Here is a 17,376-nt window from a genome sequence, read left to right as displayed (position 1 = left end):
GGGTCAGGCGCGCGGACGCTTCGCGGCCAGGAACTTTCGCAGCCTGCCCAGCGGCCATGTGTTGATGACGTCGTCCTTGGTGAGCCAGGCACGTTGCGCGGTGCCGACCCCGAACCGGATGTACGGCAGGTGTGTCGTGGAGTGCGCGTCGGAGTCGATCGAGAACTTCACGCCGTATTTCCTGGCCCGCAGGATGTCCTCGTCGCGCAGGTCGAGGCGTTCGGGGTGCGAGTCGATCTCCAGCGCCGTGCCGGTACGCGCGCAGGCCTCGAACACAGCGTCGAAGTCGGCGTCGATGCCCGGGCGTTTGCCGATGCGGCGGGTGGTGGGGTGGCCGATGACGGAGACGTACGGGCTCTCGCACGCGCGGATCAGGCGGCGCGTCAGCTCGTCCCGGCTCTGCGTGAAGTGCGAGTGGATCGAGGCGACGCACACGTCGAATCCGGCGAGCACGTCGTCCGGCCAGTCGAGCGAGCCGTCCGGCGCGATGTTGAGCTCGGTGCCGTGCAGCAGCCGCATGCGCCCGTGCGTGCCATCGAGGGCCCGCACCCGGTCGCGCTGCGCGAGCATCTTCTCGGTGGTCATGCGCTGCATGTAGAGGTTCGGCGCGTGGTCGGTGACGGCGTAGTACGCGTACCCGCGCGCCGCCGCGGCCGCGACCATCTCCTCCAGCGTGGAGACCCCGTCCGTCAGATCGGTGTGCGTGTGCAGGTCGCCGCGGATGTCGGCGTCGGTCACCAGGTCGGGCAGCTCGCCGCGCTGCCCGGCCTCGATCTCGCCGCGGTTCTCGCGTAGCGGCGGCGGGATCCACGGCAGGTCCAGCCGCTCGTAGATCTCCCGCTCGGTCTCGGACACGATCATCTCGCCGCTCTTGGCGTGGAAGAGGCCGTACTCGGACAGCTTGAGCTTGCGGCGTACCGCGATCTCGCGGATCCGGACGTTGTGCTCCTTCGAACCGGTGAAGTACTGCAGCCCGGCACCCCACGCGCTCGGCGGCAGGACCCGCAGGTCGACCTGAAGGCCCTTGGTGGTGCGCACCGAGGTCTTCTTCGCGCCGCCCGCGATGATCTCGGCGGTCTGCGGGAGCTCGCCGATCGCGGCCATGAACGGCGCCGAGTCCTCCGCCGCGACCAGGATGTCGATGTCGCCGATCGTCTCGCGCATGCGGCGCAGCGAGCCGGCGTACGTGCACCGCACACACCCGTCGATCGCCGACAGCTCCGCGACGATCTGCTCGGCGACGTCCATCGCGGAGCTGACCAGGATGCGGCCGCCCGCCTTCTGCATGAGTTCGATGCCGTGCCGGATGTTGTCCTCGGTCTTGGCGCCGAATCCCTTGAGGTCGCGCAGCCGGTGCCGGGTGACCGCGTCGAGGAGTCCGTCGACGGACGAGATTCCCAGGTCCTCGTACAGCTGCATGGCCTTGCGCGGGCCGAGGCCGGGGATCGCGACCAGCTCGCGGACCCCCGGCGGGATCGCGGTGCGGGCCTCCTCGACGACCGCGATGCTGCCGCCTTCGAGGTACTCGGCGACCTTGTCGGCGATCGACTTGCCGACGTTCGGGATGTCGCGCAGGCCTTTCGCGTCGAGCCCGGCGACGTCGGAGGAGTGGCCCGCGATCGCGCGGGCGGCCTTCTCGTACGCGCGCGCCTTGAAGGCGTCGCCCTGCGTGATCGACAGGAGGTCGGCGTACTCCTGGAGCAGCGCCGCGACGGTCTCGTTTGCCCGTGCCATACCCCCAGCCTGCGTCACGTGCCGGGGGTACGGCACGTCGGCCGAGCCGTGCGTGTCGCGACCGGGTCAGGCCGCCCGGCCGCGGTCGGCACGTCGGGTGCCGGTAAGCCCGGCGCTCATGCGTTCAGCAGCGGCGCCACGTCGGTGTGCCAGGCCGACATCTGGTCCTGGAGCTCGCTCGGCGACCGGTTGCGGAAGCGGATCTGGAGGTGGTTGACCCCGATCTCGCCCATGGCGCGCATGTGTTCGGCGATCTGCTCGGGGCGGCCGGTCAGCACCGGGGCGTCGCCGAGGTCCCAGGCGGGCGTGCCGATGTGCACCGCCTCGGTGATGAAGCCGATGTCGATCGGACCGGTGCGGCCGGCCTCCTCACGCAGCTGCCTGATGTACGCGATGTCCTCGGCCATCTGTGCACGCGGCGTGGCCTGCGGGATCCACCCGTCGCCGCGCAGCGCGACCCGGCGCAGGGCGGGTCGGGCCTTGCCGCCGATCCAGATCGGGATGGACGCCTGCACCGGCCGAGGCCCGAGGCCCAGGCCGCCGTCGGCGAAGCGGGGGCCGTCCAGCTCGGGGTACTCACCGGTGAAGGCGGCCCGGATGCCGTCGAGGGCTTCGTCGGTGATCGCCCCGCGCTGCTCGAACGGCACGCCCAGCGCCTCGAACTCGCCGCGCAGGTGCCCGGCGCCGACGCCGAGCACCACGCGGCCGCCGGAGAGCTGGTCGAGCGTCATGAACGCCTTGGCGGTGGCGAACGGGTGCCGGTACGCCACGATGTACACGTTGGACAGCAGCCGCACGGTGCTGGTGACCCCGGCCAGCATGCCGAGGGTGGCCACGCAGTCGTACCACGTGGTGCTCATGTGGTCGGCCTCCGGCCCGGCGGGCACCCCGATGTGGTCGCAGACGCCGATGTAGAAGAACCCGGTGTTCTCCGCGTGCCGGGCGACGGCGACGATCTCCTCGACGCCCGCGTCGCGCTCCCAGGGCTCGGCGGTGCTCTTGCTCTTGGTCTGGACCGGCAGTTGCATGCCGTAGACGAGGCGGCCGGGCGGGACGATGGAGGCCATGGGCGGATGCTCCGTTCTTTCGCAGTGGGGGACGACGGGTGGTGGGAGGTTCTCCGCGGCCCAGAGGGCGTCCGTCCACTGCGCAAGCAGGTCACCGAGCCGCCGACCGCCGGGTGACCCGGGCATCGACATCAGGTTCCGCAGTCGACACCGGCAGTTCTATGCGGTGCACAGTAGCGGCGGAATCGTCCGCCCATTCGACGGGCGGATCTGATATTCGGCGGGGCGGCCCTCCCGGGCTGCGCCCCCGAGACGGGCACACTGGTGCGCATGCCCCGACACCACCGCGCGCCGCGTCCGATCCATGTCGACGGCGAGGCGTACCGCTGGCATGTGGGAGGCGGTGGAAGCGGCGAACTGCTCCTGCGCGTCTGGCGGGCGGACGGCGGCAAGACCCGGCGCCTACACGTCACGATCGAGTTCTTCGACCTGTGGCTCTACTTCCCGTGGTACGCCAGTGCACCTGAGGAACGCCGCGCCGCGCTTCAGGTCGAACCGGTTCGCCCCCGGTTCGTTGCCGCCGCCGTCCGGGAGGCCCGGGCCGCGGGCTGGGATCCGGGCGACCGCCGCAACGTACCCCCGGCGTGTCCCTGGCCCGACGCCGTGAAGCCCGACCCCGACGCCCTGCCGCGCCCGCTACCCGTCCGCTGACGACCAGACGCGGGGGCAGTCCGATCACGTGCCGGGCACGTGGCCCGCCCACGAGCGGACTCCGGCCGCGGCCGCGGCATCCTTTCATGCCTTGACAGGCATATAACCATAGAGGAATGTAGAGCCATGGCAGATACCGCCATATGGGCCGCCCTCGCCGATCCGCATCGGCGGGCGGTCATGGCTCTCCTGTTGGAGCGTCCGAGGACCGTCGGCGAGATCGCCGCGGCGTGCGGGCTGAGTCAACCCGGCACGTCGAAGCATCTGCGGGTGATGCGCGACGCCGGCCTGGTGCGCGTGCACCGGGACGCGCAGCGCCGCGTCTACGCCCTCGACATGTCGGCGGTCGCCGCGCTGGACGCCTGGCTGGAGCCGTACCGCCGGCGCTGGAACGCCGGCCTCGACGCACTGGGCGCCCGGCTGGACGAGGCGCCCGAGTGACCGCCCGCGATCGCGCGGGACCGTACCGCCGCGGCGCGGGGACGACGCGGCACCGATCCGCTCAGGGAAACACCATGACGAACACACCTTCCGCATCCGGCACCGGGACGTACGTGCACCTCGGCGACGGCCGCCCGGCTGTCCGGTTCACCCGCACATACCCGCATCCGATCGAGCGCGTCTGGCGGTTCGTGACCGAACCGGCCGAACTCGTGCACTGGTTCCCGTCGCGGGTCGAGGTCGACCTGCGGCCCGGCGGCGAGATGCGCTTCAGCTTCGACCCCAACACGCCCGACTCCGTCGGCCGGGTCCTGGCCCTCGACCCGCCGCGCCACCTGTCCTTCGTGTGGGACGCGGACGAGCTCCACTTCGATCTGGAGCCCGCGGGCTCGGGCGGTACGCGCTTCACGCTCACCAACGTGCTCGCCGAGGACGACACGGCCGCGCGCAATGCCGCCGGGTGGCAGGTGTGCCTCGACGCCCTGGACGCCGCCGCAAACGGCGAGCACCGCGACGGCCCGCACGCCGGTCCAACCGGTGACTGGAAGGGCTACTACGACGCGTACGTGGCCCAGGGCGTGCCCTCCGGCGCGCACATCCCAGGCGTCGACGACGTGCAGTAGGCCCGCACGGGCGGGCGGCCGGTGCGCGGCCGTCGTTGGCGGTGCGGAGACCACGGGTTTTCAATGGGAAGTGCGGACCTGTGATCCAGGGAGGCCGTCATGCCCGCGCACGCCGGAGACTTCGACCCGTCCCGGGTCGCCCATCTCGTCGGACCGTTCGCACCGGTCACCGAGGAGGTCGATGCGGTCGACCTGCACGTCGAGGGCCGGCTGCCGGACGAACTGGACGGCGTCTACATCCGCAACGGCCCCAACCCGCGGTTCACGCCGATCGGCTCGTACCTCTACCCGATCGACGGCGACGGGATGCTGCACGGCGTCTGGATGTCGCAGGGCCGCGCGCGCTACCGCAATCGCTTCGTGCGCACGCCCGCGATGCGTGCGGAGGAGAAGGCCGGGCGGGCGCTGTGGGGCGGCCTGGAGTCGATGGTCCTGCCCGGCAAGGACCAGGTGGGGGCGGAACTGGCCGACACCTTCAAGCCGCTGCCGGATGTGAACGTCGTGGAGCACGCGGGGCGGCTGCTGGCCCTCGCGGAGTCGGACTGCCCGTACCGGATGGCTCCCGACCTCGACACCAGGGGCAAGGAGACGTTCGACAGCCGTCTGCCGGCCGGCATCACGGCGCATCCCAAGGTCGATCCGGTGACCGGCGAGATGGCGGTGTTCTGCTACGCCCTCGAACCGCCGTACCTGACCTGGTCGCTCATCGGCCAGGACGGAGTCGTCACGCGCGGCCCCACGCCCGTGGAGGGGGTGGCGGACGCGTCGATGATCCACGACATGGCGCTCACGAGCCGCTATCTCGTCCTCGTGCTGGCCCCGGCCTTCTTCGACCTCGAAGCGGCCATGAGCGGCGGATCGTTCCTCGCCTGGCGCCCCGAACGCGGCACCCGCATCGCGCTGATCCCGCGCGACGGCGGACCGGTGCGGTGGGCGGACGACGAGGCGTTCTGGCTCTGGCACACGGTCAACGCCTTCGACGCGCCGAACGGCCATGTGGTGCTCGACTACGTGCAGTGGCCGTCGCTCGACCTCGGCGGCGGGGCCGTCGGCGGTACGGCGCACTCCGGCCTCACGCGCGCCGTCGTCGATCCGGCGGCCGGCTCGGTACGCCGCACCCGACTCGACGACGCCCGCGTGGAACTGCCGCGCGTGGACGACCGGGTGCTCGGGCGGCCGCACCGGCGCATCGGCGTCGCCGCCGGCAGCGGCAGGCGCGCGGGGCTCATCGCGGGCGAGTACGACGCCCTCCGCTGGTACGACATCGACTCCGCGGGGACGGGTGCCGGATCGACGGCTGCGGCGACCACCACGACGACCACCGTGCTCTGGGATGCCGGCGACCTCGCCGTGGGCGAGCCCGCGTTCGCCCCGACGCCCGGCTCCGGGGACGAGGCGGGCGGCCACTGGCTGGCCTTCGCCACCAACCGTACCGACGGCGAGAGTTGGCTGCTCGTACTCCCGGCCGACGACCCGGCGCAGGGGCCCGTCGCCCGCATCCGCATCCCGGTCCGGGTGCCCCTCGGTCTGCACGGCGTCTGGTTGCCCACGGACGAGTGACCGGTCCGCCGACACGGGCCGCCGCCGTGGGTCACCCGTCGCCGGCCGGGCAGCCCGGGATCGCCAGCATCATGGCCAGGTCCGCGGTGGCGCGTACGTCGCCGAACGAGTGGTACACGGTGCGCAGACTGGCGTTGTGGGCGTGGTCGTCGCCCGTGGCGGTGGCGTCGGCGGCGACGATGACGCGGTAGCCGAGCGTGAACGCGTCGCGGGCGCTGGACTCGCAGCACACGTCGGTCGCGGTGCCGGTGATCACCACGGTGGTGACGCCGCGTTCCCCGAGGAGGTCGGGCAGCGGGCAGCGGCCGGGGAAGAAGGCGCTGTGCGCGGTCTTCTCGGTGAGCAGGTCGCCCGGCATCATCGTCAGGCCGCGGCTCAGGCGCTGTTCCAGCGGACCGCTGCCCCCGCTGGCCGCGTATCGGGCGGCGACCTCGGTGCCGTAGAACTCGTCGGCGGCGGAACGGTTCGGGCCGGGGGCCGGAAGTACCCAGGCGACCGTCCCGCCCGCGCTGCGCACGCAGGTTGCCAGGTATTGGATGTGCGGGACGATTCCGCGGGCGTACGGATTGGCGTCGGTGTGGAACGGCACCATGTCGACCACGACCAGCGCCGTGCGGTACGGATCGAGGTCGGGGTACGCCCAACGCCGCCCGCGCCGCGCCTGGTGCCGTTGGTACTCACGGTCGGGAACACGCCAGTCGTGCACCAGTTCTCGGCCGGTCGCGCTGGTCGACTGCACAAATGCCTCCTCGGCGATGCGAACGCCGAACAGAATGCCCGCAGTCGGCCCTTTCCGGCTGCCACTGCGGCAGACAAGTGGGCCCAAGGCCCGCGAACAGTCGTCGCGTGTGGACGTGTCAGACCCGTCGAATCGGGCGGTCCGCGGAACTGCCCAGACGCTCAGCGGGACTGAGGCAGCGTCAAATCCGGTGCCGGACTGTCGCCGCACTGAGGCATGCCTTACCTTACTCAGATGTCTGTCGAAGTCGCGGCCGCACCCGGACGGCGCCGGCGTGTTGTCGTGTTCGGGGTGCTGCTCGCCGCGCTGGTCGTGGCGGCGTTCGCGTCACTGGCGATCGGAACGCGCACCAACCCCCCGTCCGAGGTGTTCGCCATGCTCGGCGGGGACCGCGAGGATGCCGCCGGGCTCATCTGGGACCTGCGGGTGCCGCGTACCCTCGTCGGGCTGATGGTCGGTGTGGCCCTCGGCGCCGCGGGCGCGGTGGCGCAGCAGGTCACCCGCAATCCGCTGGCCGATCCGGGGTTGATCGGCGTGGCCTCCGGGGCGGCGTTCGCGGTCGCGTCGGCGGTCGCGCTGTTCGACCTGACCGGGCCGTACAGCTCGGTGTGGTTCGCGTTCGCGGGTGCCGCCGCGGCGGGGGCCGTGGCGTACGGAGTGGGCGGCCGCGGCCGCGGCGGTGCGACCCCGGCAAAGCTGGCCCTGGCCGGCGTCGCGGTCTCCGCGCTGCTGGACGCCGCCACAGGTGCGCTGGTGCTCTCCGACCCCGAGGCGTTGTCGCGCTACCGCTCCTGGGCGGTCGGCTCGCTCACCGGCCGCGACACCGGCCAGGCATGGCAGTTCGTGCCCTTCGTGGCCGCCGGACTCGTCCTCGCCTTCGTGATGTCGCCCCGCTTCAACGCGCTCGCCCTCGGCGACGACGCGGCGACCGCGCTCGGGGCGCAGGCCGGGACCACGCGGGCGCTGGGTGCGCTGGCGGTGGTGCTCCTCACCGGGACCGCGGTGGCCGCCGCCGGACCCGTGGTGTTCCTCGGGTTGGCGGTGCCGCACATCGTCGGCGCGTTCACCGGGCCGGACGCGCGCCTGCTGATCCCGGCGTCCGCGATCGGCGGCGCGGTGCTGCTGCTGTCGGCCGACGTGGTGGGGCGGGTCGTGGCCCGGCCCACCGAGGTCGAGGTCGGGGTCGTCACCGCCTTCCTGGGGGCACCCTTCCTGATCGCCCTGGTCAAGATCGGCAAACTGCGGGAGCACGCACGATGACCGCGACGGCGAGCCCGGGGAACCGGGCACCCGAAGGCACGGTGAAGGAGCGCTCGAAGGGCCGGGCGCCCGGCGCGTTCAAGGGCAGGGGCGGTGGGAGAGTGCACGCGACGGTGCGGTTCGCGGCCGGCCCGGTCGGCTTCGCGCTGCGCCTGCGCGTGCTGCTGACCTGCGTGCTCCTGCTGGCGCTGGCGTTCGCCGCGCTCATCGCGTCGCTCGCCATGGGCGACTACGAACTGCCGTGGTCCGATGTGGTGACCGGCCTGTTCAACGCGGGGCCGGAGGACGCCGAGCTGGTCGTGCACGAACTGCGGCTTCCCCGTGCGCTGGTGGCCATCATGGTGGGCTTCGCCCTCGGCCTGGCCGGCGCGGTGTTCCAGGCCGTGACGCGCAACCCGCTCGCCGGCCCCGACATCGTGGGCATCACCGCGGGAGCGGGGGCCGGCGCGGTCGTCGCGATCCTCGCGGGCGGAGTCGGTACGGGCGTCTCCGCGACGTACGGCCCGGTCCCGCTCGGCGCGTTGGTCGGTGCCGTGACCACCGGCCTGGTCGTCTACTTCCTGGCCTTCCGGCAAGGCACCATCACCGGCTACGGGTTCGTCCTGGTCGGCATCGCCGCGAACGGCATGCTCGTCGCGTTCACCCGCTGGGCGCTGGCCCGCGTCGACATCGACGCCGCCACCCGCGCCACCGCGTGGCTCACCGGCAGCCTGGAGAACCGCGACTACACGCAGGTCCGCTGGATGGCCCTGGGCCTGCTGCTGCTGGTTCCGCCGCTGGTGGCGCTCGTACGGCCGTACCGCATGCTGCAGTTCGGCGACGACATCGCGACGGGGCTGGGCGTGCCGACCCGCGCCGCCCGTACCGCGCTGCTGTTGGTCGGCACCTGCCTGGCCGCGCTGGCCACGGCGTGCGCCGGGCCGGTGGTGTTCGTGGCGCTCGCCGCGCCGCAGATCGCCCGAGGACTGGCCGGAACGGCGGAAATCCCGCTGTTCACCGCGGGTTTCGCCGGGGCGGTGGTCGTCGGGGGAGCCGACCTGCTGGCCCGGACGGCGTTTCCGGAGACGGTGCCGGTCGGCATCGTGACGGGGCTGATCGGTGCCCCGTACCTGCTCTGGTTCCTCGGACGCGCGAACAAGGTGGGACGCGGGGGCTGACCCCGCTCGGGAGGTCCGGGTGGCGCACGGCGCGAACCGGCCGAGGCACCAGGGCGGGCGGCCCGGGCCTCGGCCGGAGTGTGGTGGTGGTCGGGCGGCGTCAGGTCGCCGGGACCAGGTGCTGGGCGACGGACCGCAGCTTCTCGCAGGTCTCCTCGAACTCCCGGTCCGGAGTCGACTGTTCGACGATGCCCGCACCGGCCTGGAGCCAGGTGCGCGTGCCGCGGCGGAAGACCGTGCGCAGCACGAGCGCCGCGTCGATAGCCCCCGTGTGGTCGGCGGTGATCACCGCCCCGCTGTAGAGGCCGCGCGGGTGCGCCTCGTTGCGGTGGATCACCCGGTACGCGGCGGGCTTGGGCACTCCCGACGCGGTCACCGCGGGGAACAACGCGGCGAACGCGTCCCACGGGCCCACGTGTTCGGCGAGGTCACCGGTCACCGACGAGGCCAGGTGCTGCACGCTGCCGCGTTCCTTGACCTCCATGAACCCGCGGACCGTGACCGAGCCGGGCTCGCACAGCGGCAGCATTTCGTCGTACGCGACCTTGACCGATATCGCGTGCTCGAATATCTCCTTGGCGTCGCTCAGCAGGTCGGAGCGCCGCGCGGCGTCGAGGCCGTCGGACGCCAAGGCGCGTGTGCCGGCCAGGGGTTGGGTGACCACGTGCCGGTCGGCGTCGACCGAGACCACGATCTCCGGGCTGAACCCGGTCGCCCGAAGGTCGCCGAGCCCCAGGAGGAAGGAGCGGGTCGGCGTGTTGCCGCGGCGCCCGGCCAGGTAGGTGCCCGGCAGGTCGACGTCGTGGAGTACCGGGACGACGCGCGACAGGATGACCTTCTGCAACTGCCGCGAGCGGATGTCGTCGATCGCCGAGCCGACGGCGGACCGGTAGTCGTCGGGGTCGGTGCCGGTGACGTCCAAGGGCTCCGGAGATTTGCGGGGGACCGGCTGGTAGTCCGTCAGGAGCCCGACCACAGCACCGAGTTCGGCGGCACTGACGGAGCGCACCTCGGCGCGTCCGTCGGCGAGACGAACCTCGGTACGCGGCAACAGCAGGTGCAGCAACCGCGCGTCGCCGGCCAGCTCGGGCATTCCTGCGTGCACGTACGCCAGTTCGAAGCCCGCCCAGCCGTACGCGCGCCACTCCGGGATGCGCAGGCGGTCCAGAGCCGCGGAGACCGCGGGCAACGGCGAGCCCGTCCACGCCACCCGGTGCTCGCCCGATCCGGCGGCGCCGGGGACCAGCTCCGGATCCGGTACGCGGGTCACGACGTGGCCCGACGTGGCCTCGATCTCCGCGAGGGTGCCGAGGGCGACGAGCCAGCAGCCGTTCCGTTCGTAGACGACGTGTGCGTCGGCGCCCGAGGGCGACTCGGCAAGGGCCGCGGCGAGCTCCAAAGGATCGGCGGAGACGGCGAGTTCGCGGCGGAGAAGGGGCACGGTGGCCTCCGGTGTGCAGGCAGGCAGGGCCGGGAAGTTAGGTGAGCCTACCCTAAAACATGGCCTCTCCGGCAGGCCTGGTGACGCGCGTTTGATTAGGTTAGCCTCACCTTCATGCCTGACCTCGCCCACGCGCCAGACTTCGTCCATGACTTCGTGGGCGTCGGCTTCGGCCCGAGCAATCTCGCGCTCGCCGTCGCCGTCGCCGAACACAATGCGACGGCGGACGATCCGATAGACGCCTTGTTCCTGGAAAGGCAAAGGCAATTCGGGTGGCATCGCGGCATGCTCGTCGACGGTGCCACCATGCAGGTCTCCTTCCTCAAGGACCTGGTCACGATGCGCAATCCGACCAGCGACTTCAGCTTCGTCTCGTATCTGCACTCCGCCGGACGCCTGGTGGCGTTCGTCAACGGCAAGTCCTTTTTCCCGCTCCGCGCCGAATTCCACGGCTATCTCGAATGGGCCGCCGCGCGCGTCGCCGACTCGGTCCGATACGGAACCGAAGTGACAGCGATAACACCGGTGATGACGGATGGTCAGACAGACGCGTTCGACGTCACCGCCACCACGGCCGACGGCGGCACCCGCACGTACCGCGCCCGCAACGTCGTCATCGCACCCGGTCTCTCCCCGCGCCTGCCCGAAGGCGTCGTCGCCTCCTCCCGCATCTGGCACAACAGCGAACTCGTCCCGCGCGTCGCCGCTGCCGACCCCGCAACGATCCGGACCGCGGTCGTGGTCGGCTCCGGCCAGAGCGCCGCGGAGAGCGCCGACTATCTGCACCGGCGCTTCCCCGACGCCGAAGTGCACGCGGTCTTCTCCCGCTACGGCTACGCACCCGCGGACGACAGCCCGTTCGCCAACCGCATCTTCGACCCATCAGCCGTCGACGACTACTTCGACTCACCCGAAGACGTCAAGGACATGCTCACCGCCTACCACCGCAACACCAACTACTCGGTGGTGGACGGGGATCTGATCGCCGACCTCTATCGCACCGTTTACGAGGAACGAGTCCTCGGCCGCGAACGCCTGCGCATCCGGCACGCCTCCCGCATCACGGCGATGCAGGACGGGCCCGAACGCGCGCGCCTCGACATCGAGTACCTGCCCACCGGCAAGACCGAGACGCTGGACGCCGACGCCGTCGTCTACGCCACCGGCTACCGCCCGCACGACGCCCTCGCCTTGCTCGGCGACACCGCCGACGCCTGCCTGCGCGACGGTTTCGGACGCCCCCGCCTCGGCCGGGACTACCGCGCGGCCACCGCACCGCACGTCACCGCCGGCATCTACCTGCAAGGCGGCACCGAGCACACCCACGGCCTCAGTTCCACCCTGCTCTCCAACATCGCGGTCCGGGCCGGCGAGATCCTCGGATCGGTCCGCGACCACCGCGGCGCCGACCAGTCCCCGACCCGGAAGAACTGACCATGCGGCTCGGGGAGATCGCCGCGGACACCACCCCGCTCCGCGAAAGCCGGGAATTCCGGCTGCTGTTCGCCGCCTCCGCACTGTCGATGCTGGGCACCGCGCTCACTTCGGTCGCGGCCAGCATCCAGGTCTACGACATCGGCGGATCCTCGCTGCACGTCGGCATGGTCAACATCGTCATCGCGGTGAGCCTGTGCGTCGGCCTGCTCACCGGCGGCGTGGTCGCCGACCGCACCGACCGCCGCAAGATCATCCTCGGCACCCGGGCCGGCGCCGCGGTCGTGGTCCTCGCGCTCGCCGTCAACGCGCTGGCGGACAACCCTCGGCTGTGGGTCATCTACCTCCTGGCCGTCGCCGCCGGCCTGGTCAACGGGCTCGGCGCGCCCGCGCTCATGGCCGTGACCCCGGCACTGGTCGGACGGAAACAACTGGCCGCCGCAGGTGCGCTGCTCACGCTCACCACGCAGTTCGGCGCGATGGTCGGGCCCATGGTCGCCGGTCTGGTCGCGGCCGGGCCCGGCGTCGCGACCTGCTACCTGCTCGACGCGTCGGGCTTCGCGGTGGGCGCGGTGCTGCTGTGGCGCCTTCCCGAACTGCGCCCGGAGCGGCCCGAACCGGCCGGGCAGGCCGGGCAGCCGGGAAAGCCCGGTGCGGAGGCGGCGGACGCGGCGGACGCGGGGGCCGCGGGGGCCGCGGAAGCCCCGGTGGCCGGGCAAGCCGACGTGAATGCCGCCACCGCAACAGCAGGGGATCGGCTCGCGCCCGAAGTCGAGGCGAAGGCAGTGCCCGAAGTCGTGGCCGAAGTCGCGCCCCGAGCCGTGTCGGAGGATGAGGCGGCCGAGCCCGAAGGCACCCATCCGCTGCACGAGATCGCCGCCGGATTCCGGCACGTGCGCGCCGATCCGGTGATCCGCGCGCTGATGCTCGTCGACCTGTTCGCCGTCGTCCTGGCCATGCCGTACGTGCTCTTCCCGCAAATGGGTGAACACGTCTTCGACGGCGGCCCGATCACCGTCGGGCTCCTGTACAGCGCCCCGTCCGTCGGCGCCTTCCTCGGCGCGCTCACCAGCGGCTGGACGGGCCGCACCACCCGGCCGGGCGTCGCGCTCGCCGCCGCCGCGGCCGGATGGGGGCTCGCGGTCGCCGCCTTCGGCGCCGCGGATCTGCTCTGGCTGGCAATTCCGTTGCTCGCGCTCGCCGGATACGCCGACACCATCTCGGAGATCCTGCGGCGCGCGCTGATCCAGGCGTACACGCCCGACCACCTGCAAGGCCGGGTGGGCAGCCTCTGGCTCGCCCAGGCCACCGCCGCACCGTCGGCCGGCAACGCGCTGGCGGGCGTCGGCGCCAAGCTCGTCGCCCCCGGCACGGTCCTGATGGCCGGCGGCGTCGCCTGCGTGGCCGCCGTCGGCGCTGTCGCGTCGGGTTCCCCCGCACTCCGCAAGGCCACCCTGACCGGCGGCGCCGACGACGGCGACGGAGCCGCCGGTGAACGTACCGGTGACACCCGGGACCCCCGCGACGCCACCGACTTCGCCGACACCGGCACCGGCACAGACACCGTCGACGGCGCCGCCGTCCCGGCCCTCGCAATCGACGCCCTCGCAGAAAGGCAGGACCCCGATGACCGCCACCAACCCGTTTGACGACGAGGACGGCGAGTTCCTCGCCGTCGTCAACGACGAAGGCCAGCACGCGCTGTGGCCGACGTTCCTCGACGTCCCGGCCGGCTGGCGCACCGTGTACGGACCCGGCGCCCGGGCCGCGTGCCTGGAGTACATCGACGCGCACTGGACCGACCTGCGTCCGCGCAGCCTGGCCGCCGCAACCGCCGCCGCCGCAACCCCCGGCGCCACCGCCGCGAACGAGGACTGAGCGAGGACCGATCGTGCTGCGCAACCTGCTTTCCGGAAAGATCCACCGCGCCCGGGTCACCCAGGCGGACCTGCACTACGTCGGCTCCCTGACTGTCGACGAGGACCTCCTCGACGCGGCCGGGATCGTCGCGAACGAGGTCGTCCAGGTCGTCGACATCGACAACGGGTCCCGCCTGACGACGTACGTCATCCCCGGCCCGCGTGGCTCCGGCGTCATCGGCGCGAACGGCGCCGCCGCACGCCTGGTGCACCCCGGCGACCTGCTCATCATCATGGCCTTCGGCCTCGTCGACGACGCCGAACTGGCCGCGCACACCCCGCGCGTCGTGCACGTCGACGCCGACAACCGCATCGTGGCCCTGGGTGACGACGCCTCCGAGCCGGTGCCGGGCGCGCCCGACCAGATCCCGGGCACGGTGCTCGCGGCGGGCGTCTGACCGGGCGTCGCATCCCGCGCGACATGCGGCGGCACACCCGCACAAGGCTGATGGGCGGCCCCCACGAGGGGGCCGCCCATCAGTCGTCTCTCCGTCCGTCCGTCAGCCGGGCGGCCGTTCGTGCGCGCTGCCGCAGCCGGTCAGGTACGCGGTGCCTTCGCCGCCTGCGAGATTCGCGGCATGATCTTGTCGATCACGTACTCGACCGCGAGCGGAGTGGGGGCCCGCAGCGCCCAGAAGTCGTTGGAGTCCAGCGGGATGTAGGACCCGCGCTTCACCACGTTCAGTTTGGCGAACTGGGGGTTGGCCTCGATCGCCTTCTGCAGGTCGGCGTCCGCGTTGTAGTTGCTCAGCAGGATGTCCACTTCGAGTACGTCCAGGCGCTCCATGCTCAGTTCGGCCGCGAAGCCGGCGCCGGGCAGGTTCGCGACGGTGTCGGGGAAGGTCATGCCGAAGCCGGCCAGGAGCTTCACCGAGGTGTCGGACTTGTCCTTGAGCACCGCGATGGTGCCCGCGTTCTGCGCGTTGGTGAGCGCGAACGACTTGCCCTTGATCTCCGGGTAGGTGGTGCCCACCGCGGCGACCTTCGCTTCGAGGTCGGTGACCAGCTTCTGCGCCTCGGCGGACTTGCCGAGCGCCTTGCCGACCTGCAGGGTCACCTGCTGCCAGGTGTCCTGCGACGGACCGGTCTCGAACGCCGTGGTGGGCGCGATCTTCGAGAGCTTCTCGTATTCCTGCTCGATCCAGTAGTCGGTGTTCGCCAGGATCAGGTCCGGCTTGAGGGCGAGCACCTTCTCGATCGGCGCGCCGTTCTCGCCCATGGTGATCAGCTCGGGCTTGCTGCTCCCGAGCTTGGGCTTCGCCCAGGGGGCTATCCCGTCCGGCGGGGTGGTCTCCACCATCCCGGCGAGCGAGACCGCGAGCGCCAGTGCGGCGTCCTGGTCGCCCTCGCCGAGCGCCACGATGCGCTTGGGGGCCTCCTTGATGGTGGTGGTCCCGAGCTTGTGCGTGATCGTGACCGGGTACGCGGCGGCCGCCGGCGCCGAATTGGCGGGCGCGGACGCGGCAGGCGTCGACGTGGACGCGCTGCCGGTGTCGTCCTTGTCGTCGTCGCCGCAGGCCGCGAGCCCAAGTGCGAGGGCCGCGGTGACACCCGCGGCGGCCAAGCGGCGGAAGCCGCGGTGGGTACCGGTTCTGTGCATGTCGTGAAGTCGCCTTTCTGGACGGGGTGGTGCGAGAACACGCGGCGTGGCGGCGGCCGGTCGGGCGCGCCGCCACGGCACACGAGGATCAGGGCGCGGCAAGGCGCGCGAAGGCGTCCCGCAGCAGCGGGCCGATGACGGCGACGGCATCGCGGGACAGGAGATCGTCATGGTCGTACGGCACTTCGTGTGCATGGACGGTGCCGCGGATCCGCTCGCGCCACGCCGCCGCACCGGCCTGCCGACCGTTGCCGGCCGCCACCACACAGAGCAGATCGCCGCCGAACGGTTCGAAGGGCGTTGACGGCGACAGGTATTCGTGCACCGACCGGGCCGCAAGGAGGCGGTCGACCACGTCGTCGCCGAGCCCCGCGAGCACGTCCGCGTCCCCGGGCACCGCGCGGGTCAGGTGCTCGCGCGCCGCGCCGGCGTCGAACCCGTCGGCCCCGGAACGGCCTTCGCCACCCGCAAGAGGTACAGGCGGCTGGGCGTCCAGGACTGCGAGGAACCGCACCTCCTCGCCGGCCCGTTGCAGCAGCCCGGCCAGCGCGTACGCCATTTCGCCGCCGAACGACCAGCCCAGCAGGTGGTACGGACCGTGCGGCTGCACACGCCGGATCCTCGCCAGGTACTCGGCCGCCAACTCCTCCAGCGACGCGGCGGGTTCGGCGCCGGACACGACCGGCGACTGAAGCCCGTACACCGGACGGGAGTCGGGCACGAAGGGCAGCAGCGCGGCGTACGGCCAGGCCAGGCCGAAGCCCGGGTGGATGCAGAACAGCGGCGGCAGTGCCCCGTCCGGACGCAGCGGCAGCAGCGGCGCAAACGCCGCGTCGCCGCGTTCCCGGCCCGCGCCGAGGCGTTCGGCGAGTGCCGCGGGGGTGGTCGCGGTGAGCACGGTCGCCACCGTCACCGCCGCCGGATCGGCCGTGAGGCCCGCGTCCCGGATCAACGACACCAGGCGTACGGCGAGCAGCGAGTGCCCGCCCAATGCGAAGAAGTCGTCGTCGACGCCGACCCGCGGGAGGTCCAGCACCGCCGCGAAGATCCGGCACAGCTCGGCCTCGTCGTCGTTCCGCGGGCCGCGCGCCGACACGGCGTCGGCGAGGTCGGGCGCGGGCAGCGCGTCCCGGTCGAGCTTGCCGTTCACGGTCAGCGGGAGCACGTCCAAGGCGACGAAGATGCCCGGCACCATGTAGTCCGGCAGCCGCTCGGCCAGCCAGGACCGCACCTCGTCCGGGTCCGCGCCGCCGACGATGTACGCCACCAGGCGCTGCCGGTCCGCCGTGGGCGTCACCGCCGCGTGGGTGATGTGGGGGTGGGTGGTGAGGGTGGTTTCGATTTCGGTGGGTTCGATGCGGTGGCCGCGGATTTTGGTTTGGTGGTCGGTGCGGCCGAGGTAGTCGAGGGTGCCGTCGGGGCGGTGTCGGGTGAGGTCGCCGGTGCGGTAGAGGCGGGTGCCGGGTGGTCCGTAGGGGTTGGGGACGAAGCGGGCGGCGGTCTGGCCCGCGTTGTCGTGGTACGCCCGCGCCAGGCCGCACCCGGCCACGTACAACTCGCCCGGCACCCCGGGCGGGACGGGCCGCAGATGGCGGTCCAGGACGTACACCTCGGTGTTGTGGATCGGGCGGCCCAGTGCGGGGGTTGGTGATTCGTCGGTGCCGGCGCCGAGGGTGTTGATGGTGTATTCGGTGGGGCCGTAGAGGTTGTAGCCGAGCACGCCCGGGGTCTCGCGAAGGGCCGTCCACAC

16 protein-coding genes are annotated in these 17,376 nt (G+C 72.2%); 10 read left to right on the top strand and 6 right to left on the bottom strand.

The window, feature by feature from the left end:
* Positions 1-3: 3 nt before the first annotated feature.
* Both polX and AB0C36_RS30480 read right to left on the bottom strand, forming a co-directional pair.
* On the bottom strand, positions 4-1,734 hold the full coding sequence (polX, locus tag AB0C36_RS30485; protein ID WP_358360298.1) for a DNA polymerase/3'-5' exonuclease PolX: 1,731 nt from the start codon (positions 1,732-1,734) through the stop codon (positions 4-6).
* A gap of 116 nt (positions 1,735-1,850) precedes the next feature.
* Positions 1,851-2,801 carry a TIGR03619 family F420-dependent LLM class oxidoreductase gene (locus tag AB0C36_RS30480; protein WP_358360297.1) on the bottom strand — a complete coding sequence of 317 codons (951 nt, stop codon included), beginning with the start codon at positions 2,799-2,801 and terminating at the stop codon, positions 1,851-1,853.
* A gap of 270 nt (positions 2,802-3,071) precedes the next feature.
* Between AB0C36_RS30480 and AB0C36_RS30475 the strand changes: the two genes are divergently transcribed.
* The 4 genes from AB0C36_RS30475 (at position 3,072) to AB0C36_RS30460 (ending at position 6,076) form a co-directional block, all read left to right on the top strand.
* Positions 3,072-3,452, top strand: coding sequence for a hypothetical protein (locus AB0C36_RS30475; RefSeq protein WP_358360294.1), 381 nt, complete (start codon positions 3,072-3,074; stop codon positions 3,450-3,452).
* A gap of 126 nt (positions 3,453-3,578) precedes the next feature.
* Positions 3,579-3,893 (top strand): ArsR/SmtB family transcription factor, encoded by a 315-nt coding sequence (locus tag AB0C36_RS30470; protein ID WP_358360293.1) that lies wholly within the window; start codon positions 3,579-3,581, stop codon positions 3,891-3,893.
* A gap of 74 nt (positions 3,894-3,967) precedes the next feature.
* Positions 3,968-4,516 (top strand): SRPBCC family protein, encoded by a 549-nt coding sequence (locus AB0C36_RS30465; RefSeq protein ID WP_358360291.1) that lies wholly within the window; start codon positions 3,968-3,970, stop codon positions 4,514-4,516.
* 99 nt (positions 4,517-4,615) lie between these two features.
* Positions 4,616-6,076: a carotenoid oxygenase family protein gene (locus AB0C36_RS30460; protein ID WP_358360288.1), complete on the top strand. Its 1,461-nt coding sequence runs from the start codon at positions 4,616-4,618 to the stop codon at positions 6,074-6,076.
* A gap of 31 nt (positions 6,077-6,107) precedes the next feature.
* Here the strand turns inward: AB0C36_RS30460 and AB0C36_RS30455 are convergent, their stop codons facing one another.
* Complete coding sequence (locus AB0C36_RS30455; RefSeq protein ID WP_358360285.1) at positions 6,108-6,815, bottom strand: isochorismatase family protein; 708 nt, start codon at positions 6,813-6,815, stop codon at positions 6,108-6,110.
* Positions 6,816-7,049: 234 nt separating this feature from the next.
* On the opposite strand from AB0C36_RS30455, the gene AB0C36_RS30450 reads away from it, so the two are divergent.
* Together AB0C36_RS30450 and AB0C36_RS30445 are read left to right on the top strand one after the other, a co-directional pair.
* Positions 7,050-8,075, top strand: coding sequence for a FecCD family ABC transporter permease (locus AB0C36_RS30450; protein WP_358360284.1), 1,026 nt, complete (start codon positions 7,050-7,052; stop codon positions 8,073-8,075).
* Positions 8,072-9,232 (top strand): FecCD family ABC transporter permease, encoded by a 1,161-nt coding sequence (locus AB0C36_RS30445; protein ID WP_358360281.1) that lies wholly within the window; start codon positions 8,072-8,074, stop codon positions 9,230-9,232. Before AB0C36_RS30450 ends, AB0C36_RS30445 begins: the two co-directional genes overlap by 4 nt.
* Positions 9,233-9,332: 100 nt before the next feature.
* On the opposite strand, the gene AB0C36_RS30440 is transcribed toward AB0C36_RS30445, so the two are convergent.
* The gene (locus AB0C36_RS30440; protein ID WP_358360280.1) at positions 9,333-10,673 is read right to left on the bottom strand and encodes a salicylate synthase; all 1,341 of its coding nucleotides are present in this window, start codon (positions 10,671-10,673) and stop codon (positions 9,333-9,335) included.
* A 114-nt stretch (positions 10,674-10,787) separates the two neighbouring features.
* Here AB0C36_RS30440 and AB0C36_RS30435 point away from each other — a divergent pair, with 114 nt between their 5' ends.
* Genes AB0C36_RS30435 through panD form a run of 4 tightly spaced genes read left to right on the top strand, consistent with a single transcriptional unit; the run spans position 10,788 to position 14,424 of the window.
* A complete protein-coding gene (locus AB0C36_RS30435; RefSeq protein ID WP_358360277.1) occupies positions 10,788-12,107 on the top strand; it encodes a lysine N(6)-hydroxylase/L-ornithine N(5)-oxygenase family protein in 1,320 nt (439 codons plus the stop codon).
* A gap of 2 nt (positions 12,108-12,109) precedes the next feature.
* Positions 12,110-13,756, top strand: a complete 1,647-nt coding sequence (locus AB0C36_RS30430) for an MFS transporter (RefSeq protein WP_358360275.1) — start codon at positions 12,110-12,112, stop codon at positions 13,754-13,756.
* On the top strand, positions 13,734-13,985 hold the full coding sequence (locus AB0C36_RS30425) for an MbtH family protein (RefSeq protein ID WP_358360273.1): 252 nt from the start codon (positions 13,734-13,736) through the stop codon (positions 13,983-13,985). The genes AB0C36_RS30430 and AB0C36_RS30425 overlap by 23 nt, the downstream gene beginning before the upstream one ends.
* Positions 13,986-13,998: 13 nt before the next feature.
* Complete coding sequence (panD, locus tag AB0C36_RS30420; RefSeq protein WP_358360272.1) at positions 13,999-14,424, top strand: aspartate 1-decarboxylase; 426 nt, start codon at positions 13,999-14,001, stop codon at positions 14,422-14,424.
* Positions 14,425-14,564: 140 nt separating this feature from the next.
* Here the strand turns inward: panD and AB0C36_RS30415 are convergent, their stop codons facing one another.
* Together AB0C36_RS30415 and AB0C36_RS30410 are read right to left on the bottom strand one after the other, a co-directional pair.
* On the bottom strand, positions 14,565-15,626 hold the full coding sequence (locus AB0C36_RS30415) for an iron-siderophore ABC transporter substrate-binding protein (protein WP_358360270.1): 1,062 nt from the start codon (positions 15,624-15,626) through the stop codon (positions 14,565-14,567).
* Between the two features lie 88 nt (positions 15,627-15,714).
* Positions 15,715-17,376, bottom strand: a 1,662-nt coding sequence (locus AB0C36_RS30410) for a thioesterase domain-containing protein (RefSeq protein ID WP_358360267.1), incomplete at its 5' end; no start/stop codon positions are given.

This window comes from Streptodolium elevatio, assembly GCF_040649515.1.
In the GTDB taxonomy this organism is placed as follows: Bacteria; Actinomycetota; Actinomycetes; order Streptomycetales; family Streptomycetaceae; genus Yinghuangia; species Yinghuangia elevatio.
The sequence above is the reverse complement of the archived record's forward strand: the minus strand, read 5'-3'. Positions and strand labels throughout refer to the sequence as shown.